Source organism: Phycisphaerae bacterium, assembly GCA_035275405.1.
Taxonomy (GTDB): Bacteria; Planctomycetota; Phycisphaerae; order UBA1845; family UTPLA1; genus DATEMU01.
The window spans coordinates 1-21,463 of the sequence record DATEMU010000005.1; the positions used below are offsets into that span (position 1 = coordinate 1).

Sequence of the window (21,463 nt, forward strand, 5' to 3'; positions counted from 1 at the left end):
CGTTTGAGCAGATACCCGCCGCGCAGGTATCGAGCGTGCACGGGTCGCCGTCGTTGCAGTTCACCTGGCTGCACGCGCAACCTTCAGCATTGACCGGCTGCTCCGCCGGTGTGTCCGCACACACGTCGTCGCAGTCGTCCACGCCGTCGCCGTCGGGATCCCGCTGGCTGCACGAGCAGCCGTCGGCGTCCGGCTCCTCGCCGGGAGGCGTACCGGGACATTCGTCGTTGACGTTGCAGACGCCATCGCTGTCCGCGTCCTGGAAGACGTTCGAGCAGGTGCCCGCCGCGCAGGTATCGAGCGTGCACGGGTTGCCGTCGTCGCAGTTCACCTGGCTGCACGCGCAGCCTTGAGCATTGACCGGCTGCCCGGCCGGCGTGTCCGCGCAGGCGTCGTCGCATTCGTCAACGCCGTCGTTGTCGAAGTCAAACTGACTGCACGAACAACCGTCGCTGTCGACTTCCTCGCCGAGCGGTGTATCGGGGCATTCATCGTTGGCGTCACAGACCCCATCGCTGTCCGCGTCCTGGAAGACGTTCGAGCAGATGCCCGCCGCGCAGGTATCGAGCGTGCACGGGTTGCTGTCGTTGCAATTCACCTGGCTGCAGGCGCAGCCCTGCGCGTTGACCGGCTGCCCGGCCGGCGTGCTCGCACATTGGTCGTCGCAATCGTCCACGCCGTCACTGTCGGGATCTCGCTGGCTGCACGAACAGCCGTTGGCGTCCGGCTCTTCGTTGGGAGGCGTATTCGGGCATTGGTCATTGGCGTCACAAACTTCATCGCTGTCCGCATCCTGGAAGACATTCGAGCAGATGCCGGCTTCGCACGTATCGAGCGTACACGCGTCGCCGTCGTTGCAATTTACCTGGCTGCACCCGCAGCCTTGAGCATTGACCGATTCCTTGGCGGGTGTGTCCGCGCAGTCGTCGTTGCAATCGTCCACGCCGTCGTTGTCGGGATCACGCTGGCTGCACGAGCAGCCGTCGGCATCCGCCTCTTCATCCAACGGCGTTTCGGGGCATTCGTCTTCGCAGTTGTCGACCCCGTCGCTGTCGGCATCGAGCTGGCTGCACGAGCACCCGTTGGAATCCGCATCCTCTTCGGAAGGTGTGCCCGGACAGGCGTCGACGTCGCCGCAGACGCCGTCGCTGTCCGCATCGTTGTCGGGGTCGTGCGGACAGGCGTCTGCACTGTCGCAAGAGCCGTCGTTATCGGAATCGTCGAAAAAGTCCTCCGGGCAGGGATCGACGCAATCCAGGACGCCATCCTCGTCCGCGTCGCCGACATCGGGAACTCCGCAGCCGCAGACTCCTGGAGCGCTCTTCAACGGATCGTCTACACAGCCGTCCTGCGGACAGGTGTTCGCGGGGAACCCGGGATTGCCGAAGCCGTCGTCGTCGGTGTCGGTGCAGGTATCGACGCAGTTGAGTATGCCGTCCTCGTCCGCGTCACCGGTGTCCGGCTTGCCGCAGCCGCAGATTCCCGGCTCCTGTTTGTTGACGTCGTTCGGGCAGCCGTCGCAGGGATTGATGAATCCATCGTGGTCCGTGTCGGCTTGACACTCGTCGGGCACGGTATTCGAATCGCAGTCGTCGCTCTCGCCTCCCGCAATGTCGACCGCGTCGTTTATGCCGTTGCGATTGCAGTCGATGATGTTGGGCGCGGGCTCAAAGGGCGGCGGAATGTCGAAGACCAGCGTATCGCCGTTTTGGAAGTCCTCTCCAAAGCGAAACACGCGGGCCGCCAACAGGTCGCCGACGACCGCGAGCGAATTCAAATCGGATTCGTTGGCGACTTGAGCCCGAACGATGATGGTGTCGGCCAGCGTTACGATGCCTACCGCGCTCGACGCCGGTCCGGCCGGCGGCAAAAAGCGCTGCGTATGACGGACCTGATCGTCGACGAGGACATAGGTCTCCTCGACCGCCACCGGAAGGCCGGAGAGATTGTTGACCTGCAGCTTCACCAGGCCGGCGTTATCCGGAATCTCCACCCCACCCGGTGGGACGTCGCAGGTCAGGCCCCCGAATGCGCCCACCAGGGCAACGGCGCACCCCAGCGCGGACAGCATGGCGAATAATCGTTTCATATCATCCTTTGGAGGCAATCCGTCCCCACCGCGCGAACGCGCGAACTGTTAACGGCCTGGGATAATGACTGCCTTCGCTCCCTGTAAAATCATCCCGCCGATAATTATCAAATATGATACCCGAAACAGGCAAATATTTTTAGACTATTTTTGGGGGGACACCAAGCGGGGCGGGCCGTTTTTGCCCGTCGACATTGCGGAAAGACCCCCTTCGACCCCCGGAAACCGCTCGGCAGGCCCGCCCCCGCCCAAAAGCTCCTTCGCGACCGAATTCTGCAACGTTCCTATAAGTTCATTCACGATTCGGGCTGTCAGGGCTTCGCTGACGGATCCAAGCCCCAGGCACTCTTCCAGGCAGATCGGGGCCATCGCCCCGGGCGGCAGCGGACGGTCGGCGATTCGCGTATTGATCCCAACGCCGACAATCAGTGATTTCAACTCGCCGGACTCGATTTCGCATTCCGTGAGGATTCCCCCGAGTTTCCGGCAGTGAACGATCAGGTCATTGATGGGCCTAAGCCGAATCGCCGTGAGCCCGGTGATCTTCCGTAAGGCCTCGGCGCACGCAAGCCCAGCGGCAGTGGTTACGCCTCGTAGGTCGGCGGACGCGGGCCCGGCCTGCGTATAAACGACCGACAGATAGATCCCGGCGTCCCTTGGCGAAACCCAGGTTCGACCGTGCGTGCCGCGGCCGGCGGTCTGCTCGCGGGCCAGAACATGGCCTCGGCCGCACAGACGGCCCTCAGCGATGAGCCGTCTGGCGGCGTCGTTGGTCGAGTCCACGCTGTCGAAGTGAAACTCCTGCATACGCCAGATGATAATCTCAAAGGGAAGTGCCATATAATGCCGTCATGCCCGGATCGAGCGCCGCTGTAAATCAACCATCCCCGCGAGGCCCCTGGTATCAGCGGGGGCTTCGATTTACCTGTACGCAGTGCGGAAACTGTTGCACGGGAGCGCCCGGATGGGTCTTCCTGAACCAGGAGGAGATCGAGAAGATTGCCGCGTTTCTCGGCCGGCCGGGGCAGGGGTTGGGCCCCGAACACCTGCGCCGCGTTGGCCGGCGATTCTCGCTGACGGAGGACAAGAAGAACGGCGACTGCTGTTTCTTGAAGACCGTGGGCGGCAAGCGGATTTGTTCGATCTATCCCGTGCGGCCGCTGCAATGCCGAACGTGGCCGTTCTGGGACTCGAATCTCCACTCGCCCGGGGATTGGGCTGAGGCCGCGGAGGGTTGCCCCGGCATGAACCAGGGCTCGCACTACGAGTACGTGCAGATCGAAGTTCGCCGAACGGCGCAGCAATGGGAGGACGTTTCGACGTGACGCTTTCCCTCGCCGACCGGATTTTGCAGCCGAACCCTGCGCCCGCTGCGCACAGGCCGAATTCGAACGATGCGTTCACCGCCGCGATGCGTGAATTCTATGAAGCGGTCGATGCTTCGATCGCCGCGCAACAGCCGGTCTGCATCAACCGCGGGGACTGCTGCAAGTTCGCCGCATTCGGCCATCGGCTCTACGTGACCGACGTGGAGCTGGCGTATTTCGTTCGCGGCGAGCCGGCCCGACTGGTCGATCCCAATGCCGGGGCCTGTCCCTATCAGGAAGCGGGCCGCTGCACGGCACGCGAGCACCGGCCACTGGGATGCCGGATCTTTTTTTGCGACGAGAATGCCCGCGATTGGCAGGGGCCCGAGTACGAACGGCACCTGGAGCGGCTCAAGGAAATCGGACGTGGTTTCGACATTCCCTATCGCTATCGCGAGTGGTTATCGGCGCTGACCCACGGGATGGCCGAGGTGGTCGCACATTCGCCGTCACCCCTATTGACCAGCCCCCAACGGATTGGATAACATAATACGGGTTGTCCTGCCTTGACGAGGGGTCCCGGTCGCCGCGGCGACCGCCCGCCTGAACACGACCAGACGAAGGAAGATCGATCATGAATCGCCCAAAGAAAGCACTTGTTTTCGTCCTCGGCCTTTTCCTCGCGGCTCCTCTCCTCGGCTGCGGCGTCGGCACGACTCAGGCGGAGAACAACCGCACGATCCGTCGTGTCGCGGAATATGACGCGCGGATGATGACGGACGATCTGGGACTATTGACCCAGACCAACCGACCGGCCCATACATCGCGATGGGTCATCGATTAACGCGATCCCGCGTTTAACTGAATTCGCGTTCTCCCACACAAAAGACGGCGGGTGAGCCCCTTTCGGAACTCACCCGCCGGTTTTTTCATCAGAATCGAATCACGGCGTCGTCGCTACGGCGCTTGGCTGACCTGAACAGCGTAAAAGCTTCCAATGGTGACATTGGCGCATTCATTCACGGTTAGCCCAAAGATAGTGGATGCCAACGGCGTAAAGGTAATTGTGTTGATTTGTGTGGTGGGTGTGGTGCCGGAATTCGCCAACTCGAAATTCAAAATATGTTGCACCCGGATCTGAGGTCGGCTGTTGGCCGTCGGCCCCTCGACCGTGATGGTGACGAGTTTGCCCTCCACGGCGTTGAACACCGTAGCAAGACCTCGAGCCCCACCCTCGGGCGGCGGACAGGCGACGTCGGCGGGGATGGCGGTCCCGGCGCTGGTTGCGATCGCTTCATCAAGGAGTATCGTGTTCCCTGGCGGCGTCGGCGTTGTGCCCGGGCAGGTAGCCGCCACACAAATCGGTACGCAGAGGATCGCCAAACTGATTCGGGCGAGGGTTCTGTATTGGGGCCAATTTAACATGTTCAAAACTCCTAAAAAAAAGACTGCAAGACTCACGTTTGAGAAAACGGAACGCTATTCGGAGCCGCCGGACTCGCTTCGATCCGATCGGCTCGCCACTACGGAACCCTCTTGAATTGCGGAGAATGCGATGGGAAACTGCCAACAACGAAATATACTGTGTGGAGATGTCTTCGGCCAGTCATGAAGTCAAGCTGTTTTACATGTTCGACCCACGCCGAGAACAATCGTACGATCCGGCGCGTCGCGGAGTACGATGGGCGAATGTTGGTGGACGACCTGGGAGTATTGACCCAGACCAACCGAGCGGCCCCCACGTCGCGATGGGTTATTGATTAGTTACCCCCTTGGTCAGGCTGGACGTGCTAAGCATTACGATGGCGTTTCTGGATCGCCAACGCGCAAATTTCCATTCACACCGCAGCGCATCGCACTTAAAAGGACTCTCGTCCAATTCTGCTCCGCGGCCGGTCGCGTTTCTGCTCATCGCAGCAGGAGCCAGAGTCCGAGGGGTACGAGATTCAGGGCGTAGTGGGCCAGGAGGCCCGGCCAGATAGAGTGAGAACGCAGAGTCATATAGGCCACGGCGACACCGCCGGGCATGGCCAGCGCCAACTCCAGCGCGGGCTCGCCGACGTGGACGACCAGGAACAGCACGCCGGACGCCAGGATGGCAAATAGTGAAGCCGGCGTAAGCCCGAACCAGGCGAGCGCGGCGTGCCTTCCAACGCCTGACAGCGATGGCGCAAGTCCCAGCCACCGCAGGCAGCGGCGAATCATCCCTCCCTCCGCAGGCAGAAGGGGGACGATTTCGGGAAGCTTACGCTCCGGCAACAACAGGGCTAGAAGAAAGCCACATATCAAGAAGTGCTCGGGGATCATTGCGATTCCGCCGCAAAGGCCGATGTAGCGAAAGTCGTTCCAAACCTCTTCGATACCCTGGGGGTTGTCGGCGAGAACCCACAGGCCAAATGGGATCGACAGGGCGATCCCCGCGGCGGTAAGTCGCCGCCCCAGGCGGTTCGGCCAACCCAGGCCCATGTCCGACCATCGTCTTCGGGCCAGCACCAAGACCGCGAGGGGAATCACCAATCCGATGACCACGTTGCTGGCGGCCCAAAAGACGTATTCGCTACGGTACGCCGGCCCGGAAACATGGACGTGTCGCCGCCACCAGGCGCCGATCAGTCTCTCGTGCAGGAATAAGTAGCCGTCAAAGGGGGCGGGGAGCAGGTTCGGTAGCCTGCTCCAGAAGACACTGACGTAAATCAGGCCAACGGTGAAAATCAAACCGGTTACAATCATCTTTCTAACCGGGCGAAGCGTAGGGGTTGCAGGTATGGCTGTTTTGGGGCGGCCCCGCATCATCCGGAATCCTTGGAACCTAGGCTGCGAGAGGCATCGTACCAGCTGCGCGGATGGGATCATAAACCTGTTGTGCTCCGAATGATAAGCACATTCTTGATTATCTTTTTCGGTGCCGGTTTTTGGGGCGGAACTACACTTGACAAAATTGGCTCATCTCAACACACTTTGCCACGTCCTCGGCCGTTTCGGTCACCCTATTCGCGGTTTATCGCGGAATGGCGACTGGAAAGTGCCGAGGGGAGTTCGGGTGTTCTGTAACTTGCGCCCTTTCTAAGGGATGGTTTCGCAGTTACCTTTTTTAAGGAGTATGGATCATGTGGAATGGTTCCCGAGTCAAGACCCTTGCGCGTATCAGCTTGGCGGTATTTTTTGTTCCGCTTTGCATAGCTGCTACTTGCCCGAACACCGGCAACACATGTCCGGCGGGTTCGGGTCAGGTGTTGGTCAACGGCGTTTGTCAATGCCCGGCTGGCCAGACGTTGGTAAACGGCGTGTGTACAGCGGCGACGACCCAAGTCACGCTTCGCTCGGAAACCCTTACCGGAGCTAATGCTGTCGCGCCGGCCCTTACCGGCCAATGCGGTACCGGGGGCGTGAACACCACCAACATCTCCAATGGCACTGCTGGTAAGCAGCTCCATGCGACGGTGACGTGCGCTACCGCGCAGTCGCGCCCGCAAATCTTTATCACGGATGGAACAACGATAATTGCCCAAAGCTCTGCTGTCGGTATCCCCGGTCCCTCGGCGAGCACCGATGGTTTCCCCCCCGCGTCAAACAACTTCCAGGTAAGGGTGCGCGAGTGTGCTCCCAACGCGGCGGGCCGCCTGTACACCATCACCGTGACGCAGGATCAGTAATCCCGTCGCGCAACATTTTTGGCGTGCTTATTACGGGCGAGCCGGGAAATCCGGCTCGCCCGCTTTTTTTTGGCGGGTCTTCACCCGAAAGCGCACCGGGATTTGGCCTCGGACGGTTGGGACCTACGTAATCGGGTAGGAGGGCGCCTCACGACGCCCTCCTACCCGGTTCCACGTTGCGAAATGCGATCAGGGACGACTGGCCGTTTTCGCAAGCCGCTTTCGCGCGATGGCCGTCGCCTGCCGCGATGTGTCGCAGCCCAGATAGCGCCGGCCCATTTCTTTGGCGGCGACAAGCGTCGTTCCGCTCCCGCAGAAAAAATCCGCGACGAGATCGCCCGGGCGGCTGCTCGCCGTAATGATCCGCCGGGCCAGCGCCAGGGGCTTTTGCGTCGGCCAGCCGACGCGCTCCAGCGCCACCGTTGAAAGGAATGGCAAATCCCACACGTCGGTCAGCGCCGGACCATCGGCATGGAAATAGAGCCGCCCCTTTTTGGTCGATTTGTAAGGCCGGCCGGTTTCGTCGTAGTTGAGCCCGTCCGTGCGAAAGCGGCCTTCGCGGATTTGGTGGAAGCGATGGCGGCCGAGCTTCTTCGCAAAAACCAGGATCGTGTCGTGCTTGCGTGAGAACCACTGCCGCGCGACGCCGCCGGTGCGGTAGTGCCAGATGATCTCGTTCAGGAAGTTCTCCGCGCCGAAAAGGGTATCGAGTTGGATGCGGACGTAGTGCGCCGCCCGCCAGTCCAGATGCGCGTAGAGCGTGCCGTGGGCCGCCAACAGTCGATGGCATTCGACGAGTCGCGGGTGAAGGAACGCCAGGTAGGATTTGATTCCCCCGGTCCATTGATCGCTGTAGCCGGCCGGCCCGCGCCGCGGCGTTCGCCCGGTGCAAAACGGCGGATCGATGGAGATCAAATCGCAACAACCGTCCGGCAGCCGCTGCATGTACGGCAGGTTGTCCCCCTGATGAAGATCGGAGGATACGCCACGCTTCCGGCGCCTCATGCCCCCGCGTCGGGCCTGATCCCCAACGCCTCCATACGCCGATAAAGCCGGCTGCGCGAGATGTTCATGATCTCCGCCGCCTTATTCCGCTGACCGTCCGCCGTTTTCAACGCCCGGAGAATGCACTCGCGCTCGACGCGGGCCAGGACGCCGTCGAGGTCCTCGGGTTCCGAATTTCCGCCCTGGCCTTCCGCCCGTTTGCGCAGCCGCGACATTTCTTCGCGCAGATCGTCCTCGGTGCCCTTCGTCTCGCTGACATCGCGAATCACTCCGAGGACGTATTCGACGCGGCCCGACCAATCGCGGACCGGCGTATAGACGGTCTCCACCCAGAGCTTCGCGCCATCCTTTCGGCAGATTTGCATCCGCTGCCGCGCGGAGAGGGCCGACGATTCAAACAGCGTCGTGGCCGGACAGAGAAAACCCCAGAGCGGTCGGCCGTGATCGTCGCGACACTTTACGACGTCGCCGCATTGGCAAACCTGACCGACAATCTCCTCGCCGCGAAAGCCCGTTATCCGTTCACACCCCTCGTTGAAGACGACATAGCGCCGCTGGCGATCGACGACGAAAACGCCGTCCAGCGCGTGGCGCAGCAGCTTATCCAGTGAGAGGGTTCCGGCGATGGACTCCACGGCCATGATGACTCCCCAACGCACCTCCGCGCGCCGATGGCTCAAGCGCGCGATCGGTTACTCGCCAGACCTATTGTATCAATTGCGAGCGCAATGGGTAGAGGCATTTGGCGCTTCGGCGTGAAACTCCCCCTCCCTCACAACGGGGCGACTCGATGATCCGATGTGCCTTTCGGGCGCTCGCTCGCCGCTTAGATCCCATCCACGAAGGCCTGCGCGTCGAGACCATCGATGAACGTGTCGAGGTTGACATCGGCGGCGCAGGGGCGGGTGTTGGAAACGTCGAGCAGGTGATCAACGAATTCGGGGATATCCAGCACATCGAGGACGCCATCGCCGTTGAAGTCGCCGGGGGCGACCGTGAGCTGCCACGTTTCTGTGTCGTTGCCGATACCGTTGGTCGCGCGGACGGTCACCGTGTGCGGCGTGAAGGAGGGAGTGGGGTTCGGCCAGGCGACTTCACCGGTCCCGGGGTTGACCGTCATCAGCGCCGGGGCGGCGTCGAGCGACCAGGTAATCGGCGCCGTCCCCTGGCTCAGGGTCGGAGCGGAGGATGCATACGCCGACCCGCAGGCCGTCGAGTCGTCCGCGACGGGGTCGATGATGGGCGCGACGCCGGCCGAGACGTTCGTGACGAGAAGCGAGTAATTCAGAGACGTGACCGTCCCCGTGTGGCTGACCCGTACCGTGTAAGTCCCGGCGGTCGGCGCGGCGATCACCACTTGCTCGACGTTGTCGACGGCGTTGCGAACGGTCTGTACGGCGGCGGCGGTGGGATTTGCGGGGTCGAGCGTCCACGGCCAGTACGTCGTGGAGCCCGGCGGGCCAATGATGGACAAGTCCAGGTCGCGCAGCAGCACTTTCGTCGTGACGTCCACGCTGGCGCCGGGCAACATGCCGATGTTGGGCGGAGGATCGGTCCAGACGAGCGTCGCCTTCATCGGCCCGGGGCCGCTGTAGGTGAAGACGCGATCCTCCGTCGTGCCGGCGTAGCTGGTTTCGTAAAGATAATTGGAGACCGGTGAAACGCTTTCCGAGTCGTTCAGAAACAGTACGGTCTTGGCGGCGTCGACCAATCCCCATCCATAGCGATAGTCGGGGCCGGCAGTGCCGCCGTCGAAGGCGTTGTGGATCAGGAGGGCCTTGGTGGTGGCGCTTCGGGGTAATGCGGCGGCGTTGAGGTTCTTGTAATGCTCGATGATCAGGGCCGACGTGCCGGCGATGTTGGGAGTGGACATCGAGGTCCCCGTAAAAGAAGCGTAAGAGGAGTTGCTCCCGGCCGTGCATGAATTCAAGCCGATCGCGTTGCCCACGACGTCCGGCTTCACGCGGCCGTCGTCGACGGGCCCATGTCCGGACGACGAATAAAACGAGATGGACGCATAAGGATCAGCCGTTTGGTCGGCGATGCCGCCGACGGTGAGGCAGTTCTTCGCCAGTCCCTTTCCCGAGATGCTGTCATAGCCCGAAGGACTTCCGTCCGACGGGGGAGCGGCCGTCGCGCCGGCGTTCGTCACCTGGTAGTAGCCGTCCCCCAGGTCGGTTCCACCGGCCGGCGGAGTGGAAAAAAAAGCGACGTATGTATTATCGCCATGGACGTTGAAGAACGGCTCATCCCGGTCGTTTCCCGCGGCCCAGCAGCACAACAGATTGGGATTGCCGTTCAGCACAATGTCCAGCGCGCGGGAGTTGGAGTCGTATTTTCCGAAGGACGGGGATTCAACGGCATAGAGCGCTCGGTCAGCCAGCCAGGTATCGATGTTCCCGATTCCCCAATCGAGCGCCGTCGACCAGCCGGTAACGAACCCGTACGAGTGATTCGAGATTTGAATAAGGGCCGCGTCCGTCGTCATCTCGCTGGTATCGTTGTCCCAATCGCGGCTGCGAATGAGAATGCTACCGGCCATGCCCCGCGCGCTCGGGCTCACTCCGGTCGCGCCGATCGTGCCCGCAACGTGGGTCGAATGGGAACTCAAGCCGATGGCATCGACCAAGGTTACCCGGCCGGTCAGTTCCTGATGGGTCGATCGGACCTGGCCTTCGTCCCAAATCCCGACGGTCAATCCCGCGCCGGTCAATGAAAGGCCCAATCCTCCGCCGGTCCACAGTTGGTTGGCATTCGTGGTATCCGCGGCACTTAAGTTGCAGGCGATTGTGGCGCGGATCTCGTCCGGACTCGGCCCGGTCCCCAGAAACCGAACACCACCGCCCAGATCGATGGGCTGGGGAAGGAGTTGGATGCCCAACTCGGCAACGTCGATCTTGAGCGCGGCCCTCCCGGCATCGATGGGCGCCGGATCGGGCTGGCCGGCGCTGGCCGCATCTGCGAGAAACAGTGAGGTGCACAGTATGCCGGCAAGGGACGATAACCGTGATGGATAACGACCCGCCTGGCCGAAGCCTGGTAGATGAAACATGAACCCCACTCCAGAAAGGACGTCGAACCGCCAACCCCGGGTCGGCGGCGTACGTTTATCGAATAGCGGTCGGAACACCCTGATGAAGTCTAATTTTATCAATCGGCTGCCGCCCGATCAATGCTGAACCCAGCCGAAAGCGGAAACGGCGTACTGTGCGTTCCGCCCATTTTCCGTTCACGCTCACACACTTTGCGAGGTGTTTTCGGCCGCGCCGACTCGATTTCCCGTCCTGGATGCCGAGAAGATGCCCGCGAGAATCAACAAACCCCCAAGCCCCTGCAGCACGGTAACGGTTTCTCCCAGGAAAAAGAACGCGAAGAGGCTCGCGCCGACCGGCTCGCCGAGGATGCACACGGCGATGAACGTCGCGGTGACGTGCTTGAGGGCGTAGTTGAGCGCGCCGTGGCCGATGAGCTGCGGAACGATGCCGAGAAGGAAAAAGTAAACATAGGTGGAGGACCGAAGGCCCCTCGGTGAATCGCCGACGATCACCACGGCCGCGCACAGAATGACCGCCGCCAATCCGTTGACGGCGAGCAGATAAGAAAACGCGTCCACGTCCCGGCGGATCTTCCTCCCGATCATCAGGTAACCCGACATCATGACCGCGCCGCCGAGGGAGAGGAAGTTTCCATACACGGAGCCGGCCGCGCCTTTGGCGTCGGAAAGCGTGATTAAAATTCCGCCCGCAACTCCCAACAGGATCCCAACGACCAGCCCCGTGGCGATTCGCTCCCTGAAGAACACATAGGAACCGATGCCGACGAAGAGCGGGTTCGTCGTAACGAGCACGACCGAGCTGAGCACCGAGGTGTGTTTGAGCGACGTGATCCAGAACGCAAAGTGCGCGGCAATCATCGCCCCGGCCAGCCCGACCGGTATCCAACATTCCTTGGGGATGCGCAAAAGGCGGCCGCCGCGCGTCCAGGCCATGACCGGCAGGAGGGCGAATGTGGCGATCGTCATCCGCGCGGCGGCGATGATGAGCGGCGGGGCATCGTCAGAGAGCTTGATGAAAATGGCGGCCGAAGAGATGGCGAAAACGCCCAGCGTCAGGAGAAGCGGAAGATGCCAAGGCCGATTCACGGAGTCCGATTCTTTCATAACTCGAAGGTCCGGTCTAATGTCCCAATTTCGCACATTTTATGAGGGCAATATTCCCCATGAACACCGATTATCGACCCCCTCGTGGTCAAGAACGCAGGAGGAAGTTCCGCCGTAACTTGCTTTGCGCGCACAACTAAGACCAGGATGCCGGGTCCCTTGCGTCCTCGTCTACCTTGCTGGCATGGATCGTGTCATTACCAAAGTGGGGGCTCGCCGTCTTGAACTGCGGACTCAGTTCGCGCAACCCGTGGAGGTGCCGAGTGCCGGAGACGTGTGAGGAAAGTGAAATTGACTCCATTCTTGGGGAGACCAACTACCTTCTCGAGCGGTGGCGGATTTCCGTATCCGTAACGGGACTCTTATGGATTGAGCCTCTGGCTGTCACGATCAGTCCCGAGGAATTGGCGGGCCTGTTGGCGCTATTGGCGCGCGGGTGTGATCCCGAATATCCGAAAGTCATCAAGATCGATTTCAGCGGGGCACGCATCGTTGGCGAACAATGGACGCTCGTCGAATCACTCCTTGTGGACTTCGCCTTGAGAGTCCATGGAAAACTCCGTCTCGTTTGCGGGACGGGGCGACCTGCGGCGGGCGCTCTGGTCACCCGATCGGCGATATGAAAAGTAGTGTTACTGGAGCGGTCGACCGTGTGAATTCATCGAAACCTGTGCCGCCGGACATAATTCACAGGTTATCAACGTTTGGGTTAGGGAAAATACTCAATTCAATCTTAGCGCGGTTTTGATTGACTTCGCGCCTGTGAAACCGCACAATAATCCTCAGTAAGTGTGAGGGTGAGGCGCCACCCCATCTCCTTCGATTAATCCTTCTCCATCGCGTGGCGCCCCGAGTATCGGTCAGAATTCAGCGCGGTGTTTCTTCCTTAGGGCGATACTCAGCCTTCCATGGTGGTCCAATGGAGACCGCGCCTATTGATTGGCACATAGGTATTACGACTTTTCCATCCGACCCGCGCAGCGCGCCCGGTTGGGTGCCTTCTCCGCCACCTTTTTCAGGAGGAACTCCCATGAAGATGCGTTATTCCTGTGCGAAGCGACCATCCAGTCGATCTCGAAGTCCGCGAGCCCGGCGCATCCGTGCGGAGGTTTGGTTTCTGGCCATCGGCTTGATTGCCGCGTGGCCATCCAATGCGCCGGCGGTCCTGCTGCACTTCGTCGCCGATCCCATTAACTCCGCCAACGAATGTCCGGCGTGTACCTCGGCGAATGGAACGGGCTGCGGCGCATTTACGCTCGACACGGCGACGGGCGACGTTCGCTTCTACATCGTCCACAACCAGGCCGGCGAAACCGCGGCGCATGTCCACGGACCGGCGGGCCTTTGTCCGGCGACGGCGGGCATCCTCAAACCGTTGCCGGTCGGGTTGATCAAGATCGGGACTTACAACCTCACGGCGGTGCAACAGGTGGACATGCAGAACAGCCTGCACTACACCAATATCCATATTCCTCCGCCCTGCGCCTCCGGCGCGATCCGCGGACAAATCGTTCCCGCCGGGCCGACCGAGGCGTGTTGTCTGCCCAACAACATGTGCATGGACACCCCGGCGGATACCTGCGTGTGTCTCGGGGGATTCTCCAGAGGTCCGGGCTCCGCCTGCCAGGGCGACGCCAACGGCAACCAGATCGACGACGCCTGCGAATACAAGAACTGGGTCATTGCCGACGATTTCTGCTTCACGCCCGAGTGCCCCGAATGCCAATGCGATTTCGACGGTGACGGCGTTTGCACCACGTTTGGCGACTTTCAGATGATGCAGAACTGCTTCGGCCCCGTCGTCCCCGGCTGCGAATTCGCCGACCTGAACTGCGACGGGCAGGTGGACGCGGTCGACCAGAATATCTGGGTCTGTTTGGCGAATAACAACCCCCCCAACGTGTGTTGTCCAACGGTTACTCCCCCGCCTCCGCCGCCGATCACGGATCTTCAGTGGTACGGCTCCTGGCTCGATCCGAACTTCGATCCCAAGATCACCGTTCCGCCGCGGATGGTCGACGGCTGGCTCGTCGCCCTGCATCGCGACATCCCGCCGCAGCCCTGCCCGACCGGCGCTGATTATGACGCCTGCGGAATCGTCGATCCGACCGCCCCTTGTCCGACCTTCACGCCGGACGGTTCGGCGACGCCGATTCCACTTGCGACTCCCGCCTGCGGAGTTGCGGGATGTGTGATTCCCCCCGCGGGGTATTGGCGGATCTGTGCGCGCTACCTGCCCAACTGCACGAGCGGTTGCTCGCCGGCGCCGGGCGCCCTTTGCGTGTTGCAATTCCTGCCCTGTGACTCCGGCATCAGCCGACCTCGCGAACTCATCGCGCAATGGGCCTTCGATGAACCGGTCGTTCCGTGGGTCAACGCCGGCAAGGTCGGCTGCGATCAGCACAATATTTTCTGTTGGGGACCGGTCCCGCTTTATCGAGGCTGTCTGCTTCACAATTGCGCCGGTGCGGATGAAATCAACCCGCTGAATCCCGGCGTCTTCAATCCTCGGCCCGGCGAAGTCTATTGGCTGAGCATACAGGCGGAGGTGGGTCACAAGATCGTGCAATCGCCACAACCGTGTTGCGTCCCAGGTGGCGGGTGTCAGATGCTGACCCACGCGGACTGTCTCGCCAACAACGGCATTCCCCAGGCGGGAGCGAGCTGCAACGTGGCGACCTGCAGTCCACCCGGACCCGCTGCGCCGCCGGAGCCCTGTACGGAGGTCCCCACCGGCCAGACCGTCGACCGCGATTTCTGGGGCTGGCATACCACGCCGCCCGGCTATCACAACAAGGACGACGCCTTCATGGGCATGTTGTCCATGGGCTGCCGCATGGAGTGGCTCTATAACTGGATGAATCACCTGCACTGGAGTCAGCCGCCCTACTTCCCCTGTGCCGACGATCCCACCAAGTCGATCGACATGGCGTATTACCTGCTGAGCAATGGGGCGGTCGTGTGGTGCCAGCCGGTCAATCCCGGCCCGCCGCCTCCGGGACCGCCGCCGCCGACGCGCAAGTTCCCGCCGATCGGTGGAGTTGATGAACTGGTCAATACCACGGCGATCGCCCAGATCGAGATCTTCGGCTTCGGCACGGGGAACGTGAACGCCCAGGGTCCCACGCGGATTCAGCGGAGCAACCCGTTGCCCGGTATTCCGAATACCGTCCCCATCGAGATCATCTCAATGTCCCTGACGGGGAATTCCCCGTTCGGGCCGGCTACGGTGATCGAGCGGCCCGACGCCCATAGTCCCGGCCAGGCCATCGGGCAAGCCGTCCCTGGCGTCGACTTCCCGGCGCAGAGCTTCTTCGACGTGTTCGTTGAGGTTCAGTTGCCGGGGGCGCCTCCAGGCCTTCAAAACCTGATCACGCAGAACCCGGTGCGGGTCAACGCGCTCGGCGGTATCCACGAGGTTCCGCCGTCGATGGCGGACTATCAGGGTCCGCAGTTTGGGCCGGAGTTGCTCTACGATCGAAGCAACCCCGGGCAGCCGGTCGGTCGGCTGCACTTCGTCAGCCACCGCGTGAACTATCGCGGCGGCATCGACATTCACAGCGACGTGGATTGGCGAAACTCGCCGATGGAGTGTACGTGCCTCGGCGACATGAATGCGGACAGCCTGCTGAACGGCGGGGACATCCAGCTCTTCGTGAACTGCATGCTGCTTCAGTTGCCGCCGCCGCTGGGGTGCCCGTGCGATTGCGCGGACATGGATGACGATGAGGACATTGACTTTACGGACTTGGGCCTGTTCGTGAACCAGATGTTGCAGAACCCGAAGGCGACCTGCCCGCCGATACTGTGCCCCTAGGGACCGTTTATTTGAGGCCCATCGGGCCTCCGAGGGGATAAGCAGCAAAAGGCCCCCGGCTTAAGGCCGGGGGCCTTTTCGTGCGCCGGGGATTCGGCACTTAATTGTGAAACTCCAAGACGACAGAACACAACGATATGGCAATCCTCCCCGCGCGCCGTAAACTCTTGGCATGGCCCAACAGACTATCGCCATTCTCGACTTCGGGGCGCAGTACGTGCAGCTCATCGCCCGGCGGGTCCGCGAGAATCAGGTCCATTCGCTGGTCTTCGCGCCGGATGTATCGCCGGAACAGCTCAGGAAGAACAACGTCATCGGCATCATTCTTAGTGGCGGGCCGGCCAGCACCTACGCCGCCAAGGCCCCCAAACCGCAACCTGGAATCTTTGACCTCGGCCTGCCGGTGCTGGGGATTTGTTACGGGATGCAGGTCGCCTGCCAGCAATTGGGGGCGAAGGTGGTGGCGTCATCGCAGCGGGAGTTCGGGCGGACCAAGCTGGAAGTCGTCGCGGGAGATTCGCTGCTCGCGCACATCCCGAAGGCGACGACGGTCTGGATGTCGCACGGCGATATCGTGACCAGTTTCGGTGCGGAGTTTGTCACGCTCGCGCGGACGCCCACGTGTCCCCATGCAGTGGTTCGCCACCGCGATCGACCCCTGTGGGGCGTGCAGTTTCATCCGGAGGTGACACACACACCCGAGGGTGGTCAGATTCTTCGCAATTTTCTCTATGACATCTGCAAGGCCGACGGCTCGTGGAACGCGGGCTCGATCATCGACCAGTCGGTCGAGGCGATCCGCGCCAAGGTGCGGCCCGGATCGCAAGTGATCTGCGGACTCTCCGGCGGAGTAGACTCGGCGGTTACGGCGGCGCTGGTCCACAAGGCCGTCCCCGATCGACTGACGTGCATTTTCGTCGACAACGGCCTGCTCCGAGCCAACGAGCGCGATCGCGTAGAGGCGATCTTCCGCGGTCACTTCAAACTGGAGCTTCGCGTCGTCGACGCCGCCGAGCGGTTTTTGAAGAGGCTGGCGGGCGTGACGGACCCGCAGGAAAAACGGATTCGGATCGGCCACGAATTCATCGAGGTCTTCAAGGAAGAGGCCCGGCGCATCCCCAACGCGCATTATCTGGCGCAGGGGACGCTCTACCCGGACGTGATCGAGTCCGGCCACTCCACCGCCGGGACGACCGCGAACATCAAATTGCATCACAACGTCGGCGGCCTGCCGGCGGAACTCGGCTTCGAGCTGATCGAGCCGCTCCGCGACCTTTTCAAGGACGAGGCCCGAGTCATCGGCGAAGTCCTGGGCCTGCCCGAGGAAATGATCTGGCGGCACCCCTTCCCCGGCCCCGGACTGGCCGTGCGGATCATCGGCGACGTAACGCGCGAGCGCTGCGACCTCCTGCGCCAGGCCGACCGGATCATCACCGAGGAGATCGCCGCCTCCGGCTGGCAGCGCAAGGTCGCGCAGGCCTTCGGCGTGCTCATGCCGGTCTCCAGCGTCGGCGTCATGGGCGATGGACGGGCCTACGCCGGACAGCAGGCTGTCGCGGTGCGCCTCGTGGAATCGACGGATTTCATGACCGCCGACTGGGTGCACATTGACCCCGGCATCCTCTCGCGGATCTCGACGCGGATCACGAACGAAGTGCCCGGCATCAATCGCGTGGTCTACGATATCACCAGCAAGCCGCCCGGCACGATCGAGTGGGAGTAGTCGTCCCCTCACGAACCGTTGCATGCGCGGGCCGCGGCTGTTAGACTGACTCCGATCTTTGGCCGGAGGTTCGGGCTGACCGATGATCTACTCGACCGGTTGCGAATATGGCATTCGTGCGTTGATGAATATGGCCCGCCAGGCGCCGGACGGGAGATTCCTGCTCCTGCGCAAGGTCGTGGGGGGCGACGAATTGCCGGCGCACTTCGTGGGGAAGATCCTCCAAACGCTCGTTCGCGAGAAGATTCTCATCTCCGCCAAGGGACGCGGGGGCGGCTTTGCCCTGGAGCGCCCGCCGGAGAAGATCACCCTTCGTCAGATCGTCGATGCGGTGGACGGCCCTCAGCGGATTCAGCAATGCATTCTCGGCTTTTCGTCCTGCGACGATACCCAGCATTGCCCGCAACACGACGAATGGGTCGAGGTCCGGCAGCACATTGAGCGCATGCTGGATCACACGACGCTGGCCGATCTCGTCCGGTCGCAGGATCGCAAACGCGCCCGCTCCGGCCGCCCGGTCGCTCGCCGAAAATGACCGAATTCTCCCCCGCTTGAACTATGATGACGGTCGGAGCATCATGCCGGTATGTCCGGAGATAACACGATCCGTGCGCGCTTTGCTCCCTCGCCGACGGGGTATCTGCACGTGGGCGGGGCACGGACCGCGCTGTTCAACTGGTTGTTCTGCCGGCAGCATGGCGGGCGATTTATCCTGCGCATCGAGGATACGGACATCCTGCGTAACATCGAGGGGGCCGAGCAGAAGCTGATCGACGATTTGCGGTGGCTCGGAATCGATTATGACGAGGGACCGGACATCGGTGGGCCGCTGGGACCGTATCGGCAGAGTGAGCGGCGGGATTTGTACGACGCCGCGGCAAAGAAACTGCTGGCCTCCGGCGATGCCTACTATGCCTTCGACACAGCGGAGGAGTTGGAGGCGATGCGCCGGGAGGCGACGGCGCTGAAGCAGTCGTTCAAGTATCCACGGCCGAAGGTGTTGCCTACCGAGGCGGACGCGGCGCGGGCGCGGTCCGAGGGCCGGCCCGTTGTCATCCGTTTCAAGACGCCCCTTGAGCCCATCACCGTCCACGATGAAATCCTCGGCGACGTGACTTTTGCCGCGGGGGAAATCGAAGACCTCGTCATCGTGAAATCCAACGGGTGGCCGACGTATCACTTCGCGGTCGTGGTGGATGACGCGGCGATGCAGATCACGCACGTTCTGCGGGCGCAGGAGCACCTGATGAACACGCCCAAACACGTGTTCATGCAGCGAGCCCTCGGCTACGCGCCGCCGCGTTACGCGCATCTGCCGCTCGTGTTCAACATCGACGGGACGAAGATGTCCAAGCGTGACAAGCACAAGGTTGTACGAACGGCGACGAAGAACCTGATCAAACAGGGCAAATGGACGGCGGACGACGTGGCGCGGATCGCTGAATGCAAAGCAGCGGCGGCGACAGCGTGGCTCGACAAGGCCGAGACCGAATTGGACATGACGCAGGTCGGGCGGCTCGCGACGGCTGCCGGAGTCGAAATTCCTGAGATTGACGTCCACGATTTCCGCGCGAGTGGTTATCTACCTGAGGCGCTGGCGAACTTCGTCGCCCTGATCGGCTGGTCGCCCGGCGGCGATCGCGAAATGCTCACGCGCGAGGAGATGACCGCCGAGTTCAGCCTCGACCGGATCAATAAAACAGCGGGCCGGTTCGATCGCGAGAAGCTCCTGGCGATGAATACGGTCTATTGCGCGGAGGCGGCGCCGGAGCGGCTGTTGGCGGGCTTTCGCGATTACGCGCAAGCGGGCGGATCGCCGCTCGCGTCGCTCGACGACAAGACGCTTGCCGACGTGCTCCGCGTGTGCAAGGGCTTCCGCACGTTTCACGATATCGACCTTAAGGTCGGCATCCTCTTCGCCCCGGACGAGTCCGTGCAATACGACCCCAAGGCAGTCAAGGACGTGCTGGAGAAGAAAGAAGGCGCGGGCTACGCGATGTTGGAACGCCTGCTGCCACCGCTCGAATCGTTGGAGCCATGGACCGCTGAGCGGATCGACGCGCTGGTCAAGGAGATCTGCGAACAAACCGGCGCGAAGACCAACGACGTCGCCCAACCCCTCCGTGTCGCCCTGACCGGCCGAACGATCAGCCCGGCGATCGGGGAGACGCTGGCGCTGCTCAGCAAGGAGCGAACGCTGCGGCGAATTCGGCGTTGCCTGGAAACCCGAAACCCATCGCAATAGAGTAGCAGTGTATTATGGCGAAACGCACGATCACACTTTCGTTTGTCCTGGCGTTGACCTTGATTTTGGGTTGCAAGCGCGAAGATCCGATGGCGATGTTCGTCAAGAAGATGGACAGCGCCCCGGCCTCCGAGCGCCCGCCGAATTGGGAGGAAGTCAAGCAGCTGATGGCCCGGCCCGCGCCGATCGTCGGCGCGGTCGCGCCCGACTTCAGCTTGCCGAGCGTCGACGGCAATCAGTCGCTCACAATGAGCCGGCATCGCGGCGAGCACCCGCTGGTGCTGATCTTCGGCAGCTTCACCTGACCGCCCTTCCGGCGCCAGTCTGGCGCCCTCGAGAAAATGTACCAAAGCTATCGCGACCGCGCCGCGTTCCTCTTCGTGTATGTCCGCGAGGCGCACCCGACAGACGAATGGCGGATGCCGGTCAATGAAGAGGAGGGCGTCCTGTTCGCGCAGCCGAAGACGCTCGAGGCGCGTCATGATGTGGCCCGGCAGTGCTGCAACAAGCTCTCACTCACAATGCCGACGGTCGTCGATTCGATCGATAACCGGGTGGACGGATTGTACGCCGCCTGGCCGGAGCGAATCTTCATCGTCGATCGCGAAGGCCGCATCGCCTACGCCGGCGGTCAAGGGCCGTTCGGCTTCAAACCCGCCGAGGCCGAGGCGTGGTTGAAGAAGAATCTACGATGATGACGGCTCTACCGATTGGCCGAGGCCCGCCGAATGATCCTCAAATGTCTGTCGATCGCGCTGCTGTTCATTCTTGCGCTGTTCAGCGCGGGTTGCATCATTCCCGTCCCTATCGCCGTGCTTCCGGTTCGCGGCATCGGTAGCGGCGATACAATTGAATTCCGCGACAAGCAGTCAGAAAAACTAAAATGCTCGGGGTGGGCGATTGTCTGCCGATCCAAGGCATGGGACTGGCATGGTTTTTCAACAGACGAAGTCTCTTGCCGACTTGTCCATGTGGCCAATGGAAAGGCCACTTTGCCGGAAGAGTGGAATCTTTCGATCTTGTGGCTTGTTCCGAACGAGATTGCTTGGGGATACGGCCTCGCCGCGTTAGGGAGCAATCCACTGTACACACTTGCGGCAGTACCGTTTTGGGTCATACCTCTCCCCATAGTCGTTCCACTCGAACAGGTGCGCATCATTCCCCTGATTTCGGGCTATTATCCTCCTTCAGAGGTCGCGTCGTTTCATGTCTATCGTCAACGATTTGCGCTCGGTTCGGAATCAAATCGGAATGTCTGTTACCTATCCCCCAACCGTCCCGTCGTGGCTACCCAATATTGGAGGAAGCTAGAGAGAATTCTGAATTCCCCACGCAACCCTTGGGGAATTGAAGGCCAAGATTGGATATTCCTTGAGCCTCGCGAACGCGAACTTGCCCGAGCAATTATCGATGGCGAGCTTCGGCACTTGGTCCCGCAGCGCTATGATCGTTGAGTAGCTGCTCT

At 61.8% G+C, this 21,463-nt stretch carries 19 protein-coding genes and 1 pseudogene; 12 read left to right on the forward strand and 8 right to left on the reverse strand.

Annotated features, from left to right (window positions below; translation table 11 throughout):
- On the reverse strand, positions 1–2,089 hold a 2,089-nt coding region (locus VJZ71_07830; GenBank protein HKQ47961.1), incomplete at its 3' end, for a hypothetical protein.
- Positions 2,090–2,233: 144 nt separating this feature from the next.
- Positions 2,234–2,929 carry a biotin--[acetyl-CoA-carboxylase] ligase gene (locus VJZ71_07835; GenBank protein ID HKQ47962.1) on the reverse strand — a complete coding sequence of 232 codons (696 nt, stop codon included), beginning with the start codon at positions 2,927–2,929 and terminating at the stop codon, positions 2,234–2,236.
- Between the two features lie 11 nt (positions 2,930–2,940).
- Between VJZ71_07835 and VJZ71_07840 the strand changes: the two genes are divergently transcribed.
- The 3 genes from VJZ71_07840 (at position 2,941) to VJZ71_07850 (ending at position 4,240) form a co-directional block, all read left to right on the forward strand.
- Positions 2,941–3,414: a YkgJ family cysteine cluster protein gene (locus tag VJZ71_07840; GenBank protein HKQ47963.1), complete on the forward strand. Its 474-nt coding sequence runs from the start codon at positions 2,941–2,943 to the stop codon at positions 3,412–3,414.
- Positions 3,411–3,941, forward strand: coding sequence for a YkgJ family cysteine cluster protein (locus VJZ71_07845; protein ID HKQ47964.1), 531 nt, complete (start codon positions 3,411–3,413; stop codon positions 3,939–3,941). Before VJZ71_07840 ends, VJZ71_07845 begins: the two co-directional genes overlap by 4 nt.
- 89 nt (positions 3,942–4,030) lie before the next feature.
- Positions 4,031–4,240, forward strand: coding sequence for a hypothetical protein (locus VJZ71_07850; GenBank protein ID HKQ47965.1), 210 nt, complete (start codon positions 4,031–4,033; stop codon positions 4,238–4,240).
- A 113-nt stretch (positions 4,241–4,353) separates the two neighbouring features.
- Here VJZ71_07850 and VJZ71_07855 read toward each other — a convergent pair whose 3' ends face one another.
- Together VJZ71_07855 and VJZ71_07860 are read right to left on the reverse strand one after the other, a co-directional pair.
- Entirely contained in the window at positions 4,354–4,821 is a 468-nt protein-coding gene (locus VJZ71_07855) for a hypothetical protein (GenBank protein ID HKQ47966.1), read from the reverse strand.
- A gap of 483 nt (positions 4,822–5,304) precedes the next feature.
- Positions 5,305–6,126, reverse strand: a complete 822-nt coding sequence (locus tag VJZ71_07860) for a CPBP family intramembrane glutamic endopeptidase (protein HKQ47967.1) — start codon at positions 6,124–6,126, stop codon at positions 5,305–5,307.
- Between the two features lie 377 nt (positions 6,127–6,503).
- On the opposite strand from VJZ71_07860, the gene VJZ71_07865 reads away from it, so the two are divergent.
- On the forward strand, positions 6,504–7,049 hold the full coding sequence (locus tag VJZ71_07865; GenBank protein HKQ47968.1) for a hypothetical protein: 546 nt from the start codon (positions 6,504–6,506) through the stop codon (positions 7,047–7,049).
- 189 nt (positions 7,050–7,238) lie between these two features.
- Here VJZ71_07865 and VJZ71_07870 read toward each other — a convergent pair whose 3' ends face one another.
- The 4 genes from VJZ71_07870 to VJZ71_07885 all read right to left on the reverse strand — a co-directional run bounded on the left by VJZ71_07870 (position 7,239) and on the right by VJZ71_07885 (position 12,195).
- Positions 7,239–8,054, reverse strand: a complete 816-nt coding sequence (locus VJZ71_07870; GenBank protein ID HKQ47969.1) for a site-specific DNA-methyltransferase — start codon at positions 8,052–8,054, stop codon at positions 7,239–7,241.
- Positions 8,051–8,734: a PAS domain S-box protein gene (locus VJZ71_07875; GenBank protein HKQ47970.1), complete on the reverse strand. Its 684-nt coding sequence runs from the start codon at positions 8,732–8,734 to the stop codon at positions 8,051–8,053. Before VJZ71_07875 ends, VJZ71_07870 begins: the two co-directional genes overlap by 4 nt.
- Positions 8,735–8,880: 146 nt before the next feature.
- Positions 8,881–11,106 (reverse strand): S8 family serine peptidase, encoded by a 2,226-nt coding sequence (locus VJZ71_07880; protein ID HKQ47971.1) that lies wholly within the window; start codon positions 11,104–11,106, stop codon positions 8,881–8,883.
- 183 nt (positions 11,107–11,289) lie between these two features.
- Positions 11,290–12,195, reverse strand: coding sequence for a DMT family transporter (locus VJZ71_07885; protein HKQ47972.1), 906 nt, complete (start codon positions 12,193–12,195; stop codon positions 11,290–11,292).
- 281 nt (positions 12,196–12,476) lie between these two features.
- On the opposite strand from VJZ71_07885, the gene VJZ71_07890 reads away from it, so the two are divergent.
- The 8 genes and pseudogenes from VJZ71_07890 (at position 12,477) to VJZ71_07925 (ending at position 21,452) form a co-directional block, all read left to right on the forward strand.
- The gene (locus VJZ71_07890; protein ID HKQ47973.1) at positions 12,477–12,836 is read left to right on the forward strand and encodes a hypothetical protein; all 360 of its coding nucleotides are present in this window, start codon (positions 12,477–12,479) and stop codon (positions 12,834–12,836) included.
- A 407-nt stretch (positions 12,837–13,243) separates the two neighbouring features.
- Entirely contained in the window at positions 13,244–16,030 is a 2,787-nt protein-coding gene (locus VJZ71_07895) for a CHRD domain-containing protein (GenBank protein ID HKQ47974.1), read from the forward strand.
- A 172-nt stretch (positions 16,031–16,202) separates the two neighbouring features.
- Positions 16,203–17,753 (forward strand): glutamine-hydrolyzing GMP synthase, encoded by a 1,551-nt coding sequence (gene guaA, locus VJZ71_07900; protein ID HKQ47975.1) that lies wholly within the window; start codon positions 16,203–16,205, stop codon positions 17,751–17,753.
- 82 nt (positions 17,754–17,835) lie between these two features.
- Positions 17,836–18,288 (forward strand): Rrf2 family transcriptional regulator, encoded by a 453-nt coding sequence (locus VJZ71_07905; protein HKQ47976.1) that lies wholly within the window; start codon positions 17,836–17,838, stop codon positions 18,286–18,288.
- 51 nt (positions 18,289–18,339) lie between these two features.
- On the forward strand, positions 18,340–19,998 hold the full coding sequence (gltX, locus tag VJZ71_07910; protein HKQ47977.1) for a glutamate--tRNA ligase: 1,659 nt from the start codon (positions 18,340–18,342) through the stop codon (positions 19,996–19,998).
- Between the two features lie 14 nt (positions 19,999–20,012).
- Positions 20,013–20,303: a hypothetical protein gene (locus VJZ71_07915; protein HKQ47978.1), complete on the forward strand. Its 291-nt coding sequence runs from the start codon at positions 20,013–20,015 to the stop codon at positions 20,301–20,303.
- A 12-nt stretch (positions 20,304–20,315) separates the two neighbouring features.
- Positions 20,316–20,693: pseudogene (locus VJZ71_07920) on the forward strand (deiodinase-like protein).
- 33 nt (positions 20,694–20,726) lie between these two features.
- Positions 20,727–21,452 (forward strand): hypothetical protein, encoded by a 726-nt coding sequence (locus tag VJZ71_07925; GenBank protein HKQ47979.1) that lies wholly within the window; start codon positions 20,727–20,729, stop codon positions 21,450–21,452.
- The last annotated feature ends 11 nt before the right edge of the window (positions 21,453–21,463 follow it).

Bases quoted from the DNA above. Each gene is read 5' to 3' on its own strand.
- VJZ71_07835 (HKQ47962.1), bottom strand. From the start codon at position 2,929: ATGGCACTTCCCTTTGAGATTATCATCTGGCGTATGCAGGAGTTTCAC.
- VJZ71_07840 (HKQ47963.1), top strand. From the start codon at position 2,941: ATGCCCGGATCGAGCGCCGCTGTAAATCAACCATCCCCGCGAGGCCCC.
- VJZ71_07850 (HKQ47965.1), top strand. From the start codon at position 4,031: ATGAATCGCCCAAAGAAAGCACTTGTTTTCGTCCTCGGCCTTTTCCTC.
- VJZ71_07855 (HKQ47966.1), bottom strand. From the start codon at position 4,821: ATGTTAAATTGGCCCCAATACAGAACCCTCGCCCGAATCAGTTTGGCG.
- VJZ71_07860 (HKQ47967.1), bottom strand. From the start codon at position 6,126: ATGATTGTAACCGGTTTGATTTTCACCGTTGGCCTGATTTACGTCAGT.
- VJZ71_07865 (HKQ47968.1), top strand. From the start codon at position 6,504: ATGTGGAATGGTTCCCGAGTCAAGACCCTTGCGCGTATCAGCTTGGCG.
- VJZ71_07870 (HKQ47969.1), bottom strand. From the start codon at position 8,054: ATGAGGCGCCGGAAGCGTGGCGTATCCTCCGATCTTCATCAGGGGGAC.
- VJZ71_07880 (HKQ47971.1), bottom strand. From the start codon at position 11,106: ATGTTTCATCTACCAGGCTTCGGCCAGGCGGGTCGTTATCCATCACGG.
- VJZ71_07895 (HKQ47974.1), top strand. From the start codon at position 13,244: ATGAAGATGCGTTATTCCTGTGCGAAGCGACCATCCAGTCGATCTCGA.
- guaA (HKQ47975.1), top strand. From the start codon at position 16,203: ATGGCCCAACAGACTATCGCCATTCTCGACTTCGGGGCGCAGTACGTG.
- VJZ71_07905 (HKQ47976.1), top strand. From the start codon at position 17,836: ATGATCTACTCGACCGGTTGCGAATATGGCATTCGTGCGTTGATGAAT.
- gltX (HKQ47977.1), top strand. From the start codon at position 18,340: ATGTCCGGAGATAACACGATCCGTGCGCGCTTTGCTCCCTCGCCGACG.
- VJZ71_07915 (HKQ47978.1), top strand. From the start codon at position 20,013: ATGGCGAAACGCACGATCACACTTTCGTTTGTCCTGGCGTTGACCTTG.
- VJZ71_07925 (HKQ47979.1), top strand. From the start codon at position 20,727: ATGATCCTCAAATGTCTGTCGATCGCGCTGCTGTTCATTCTTGCGCTG.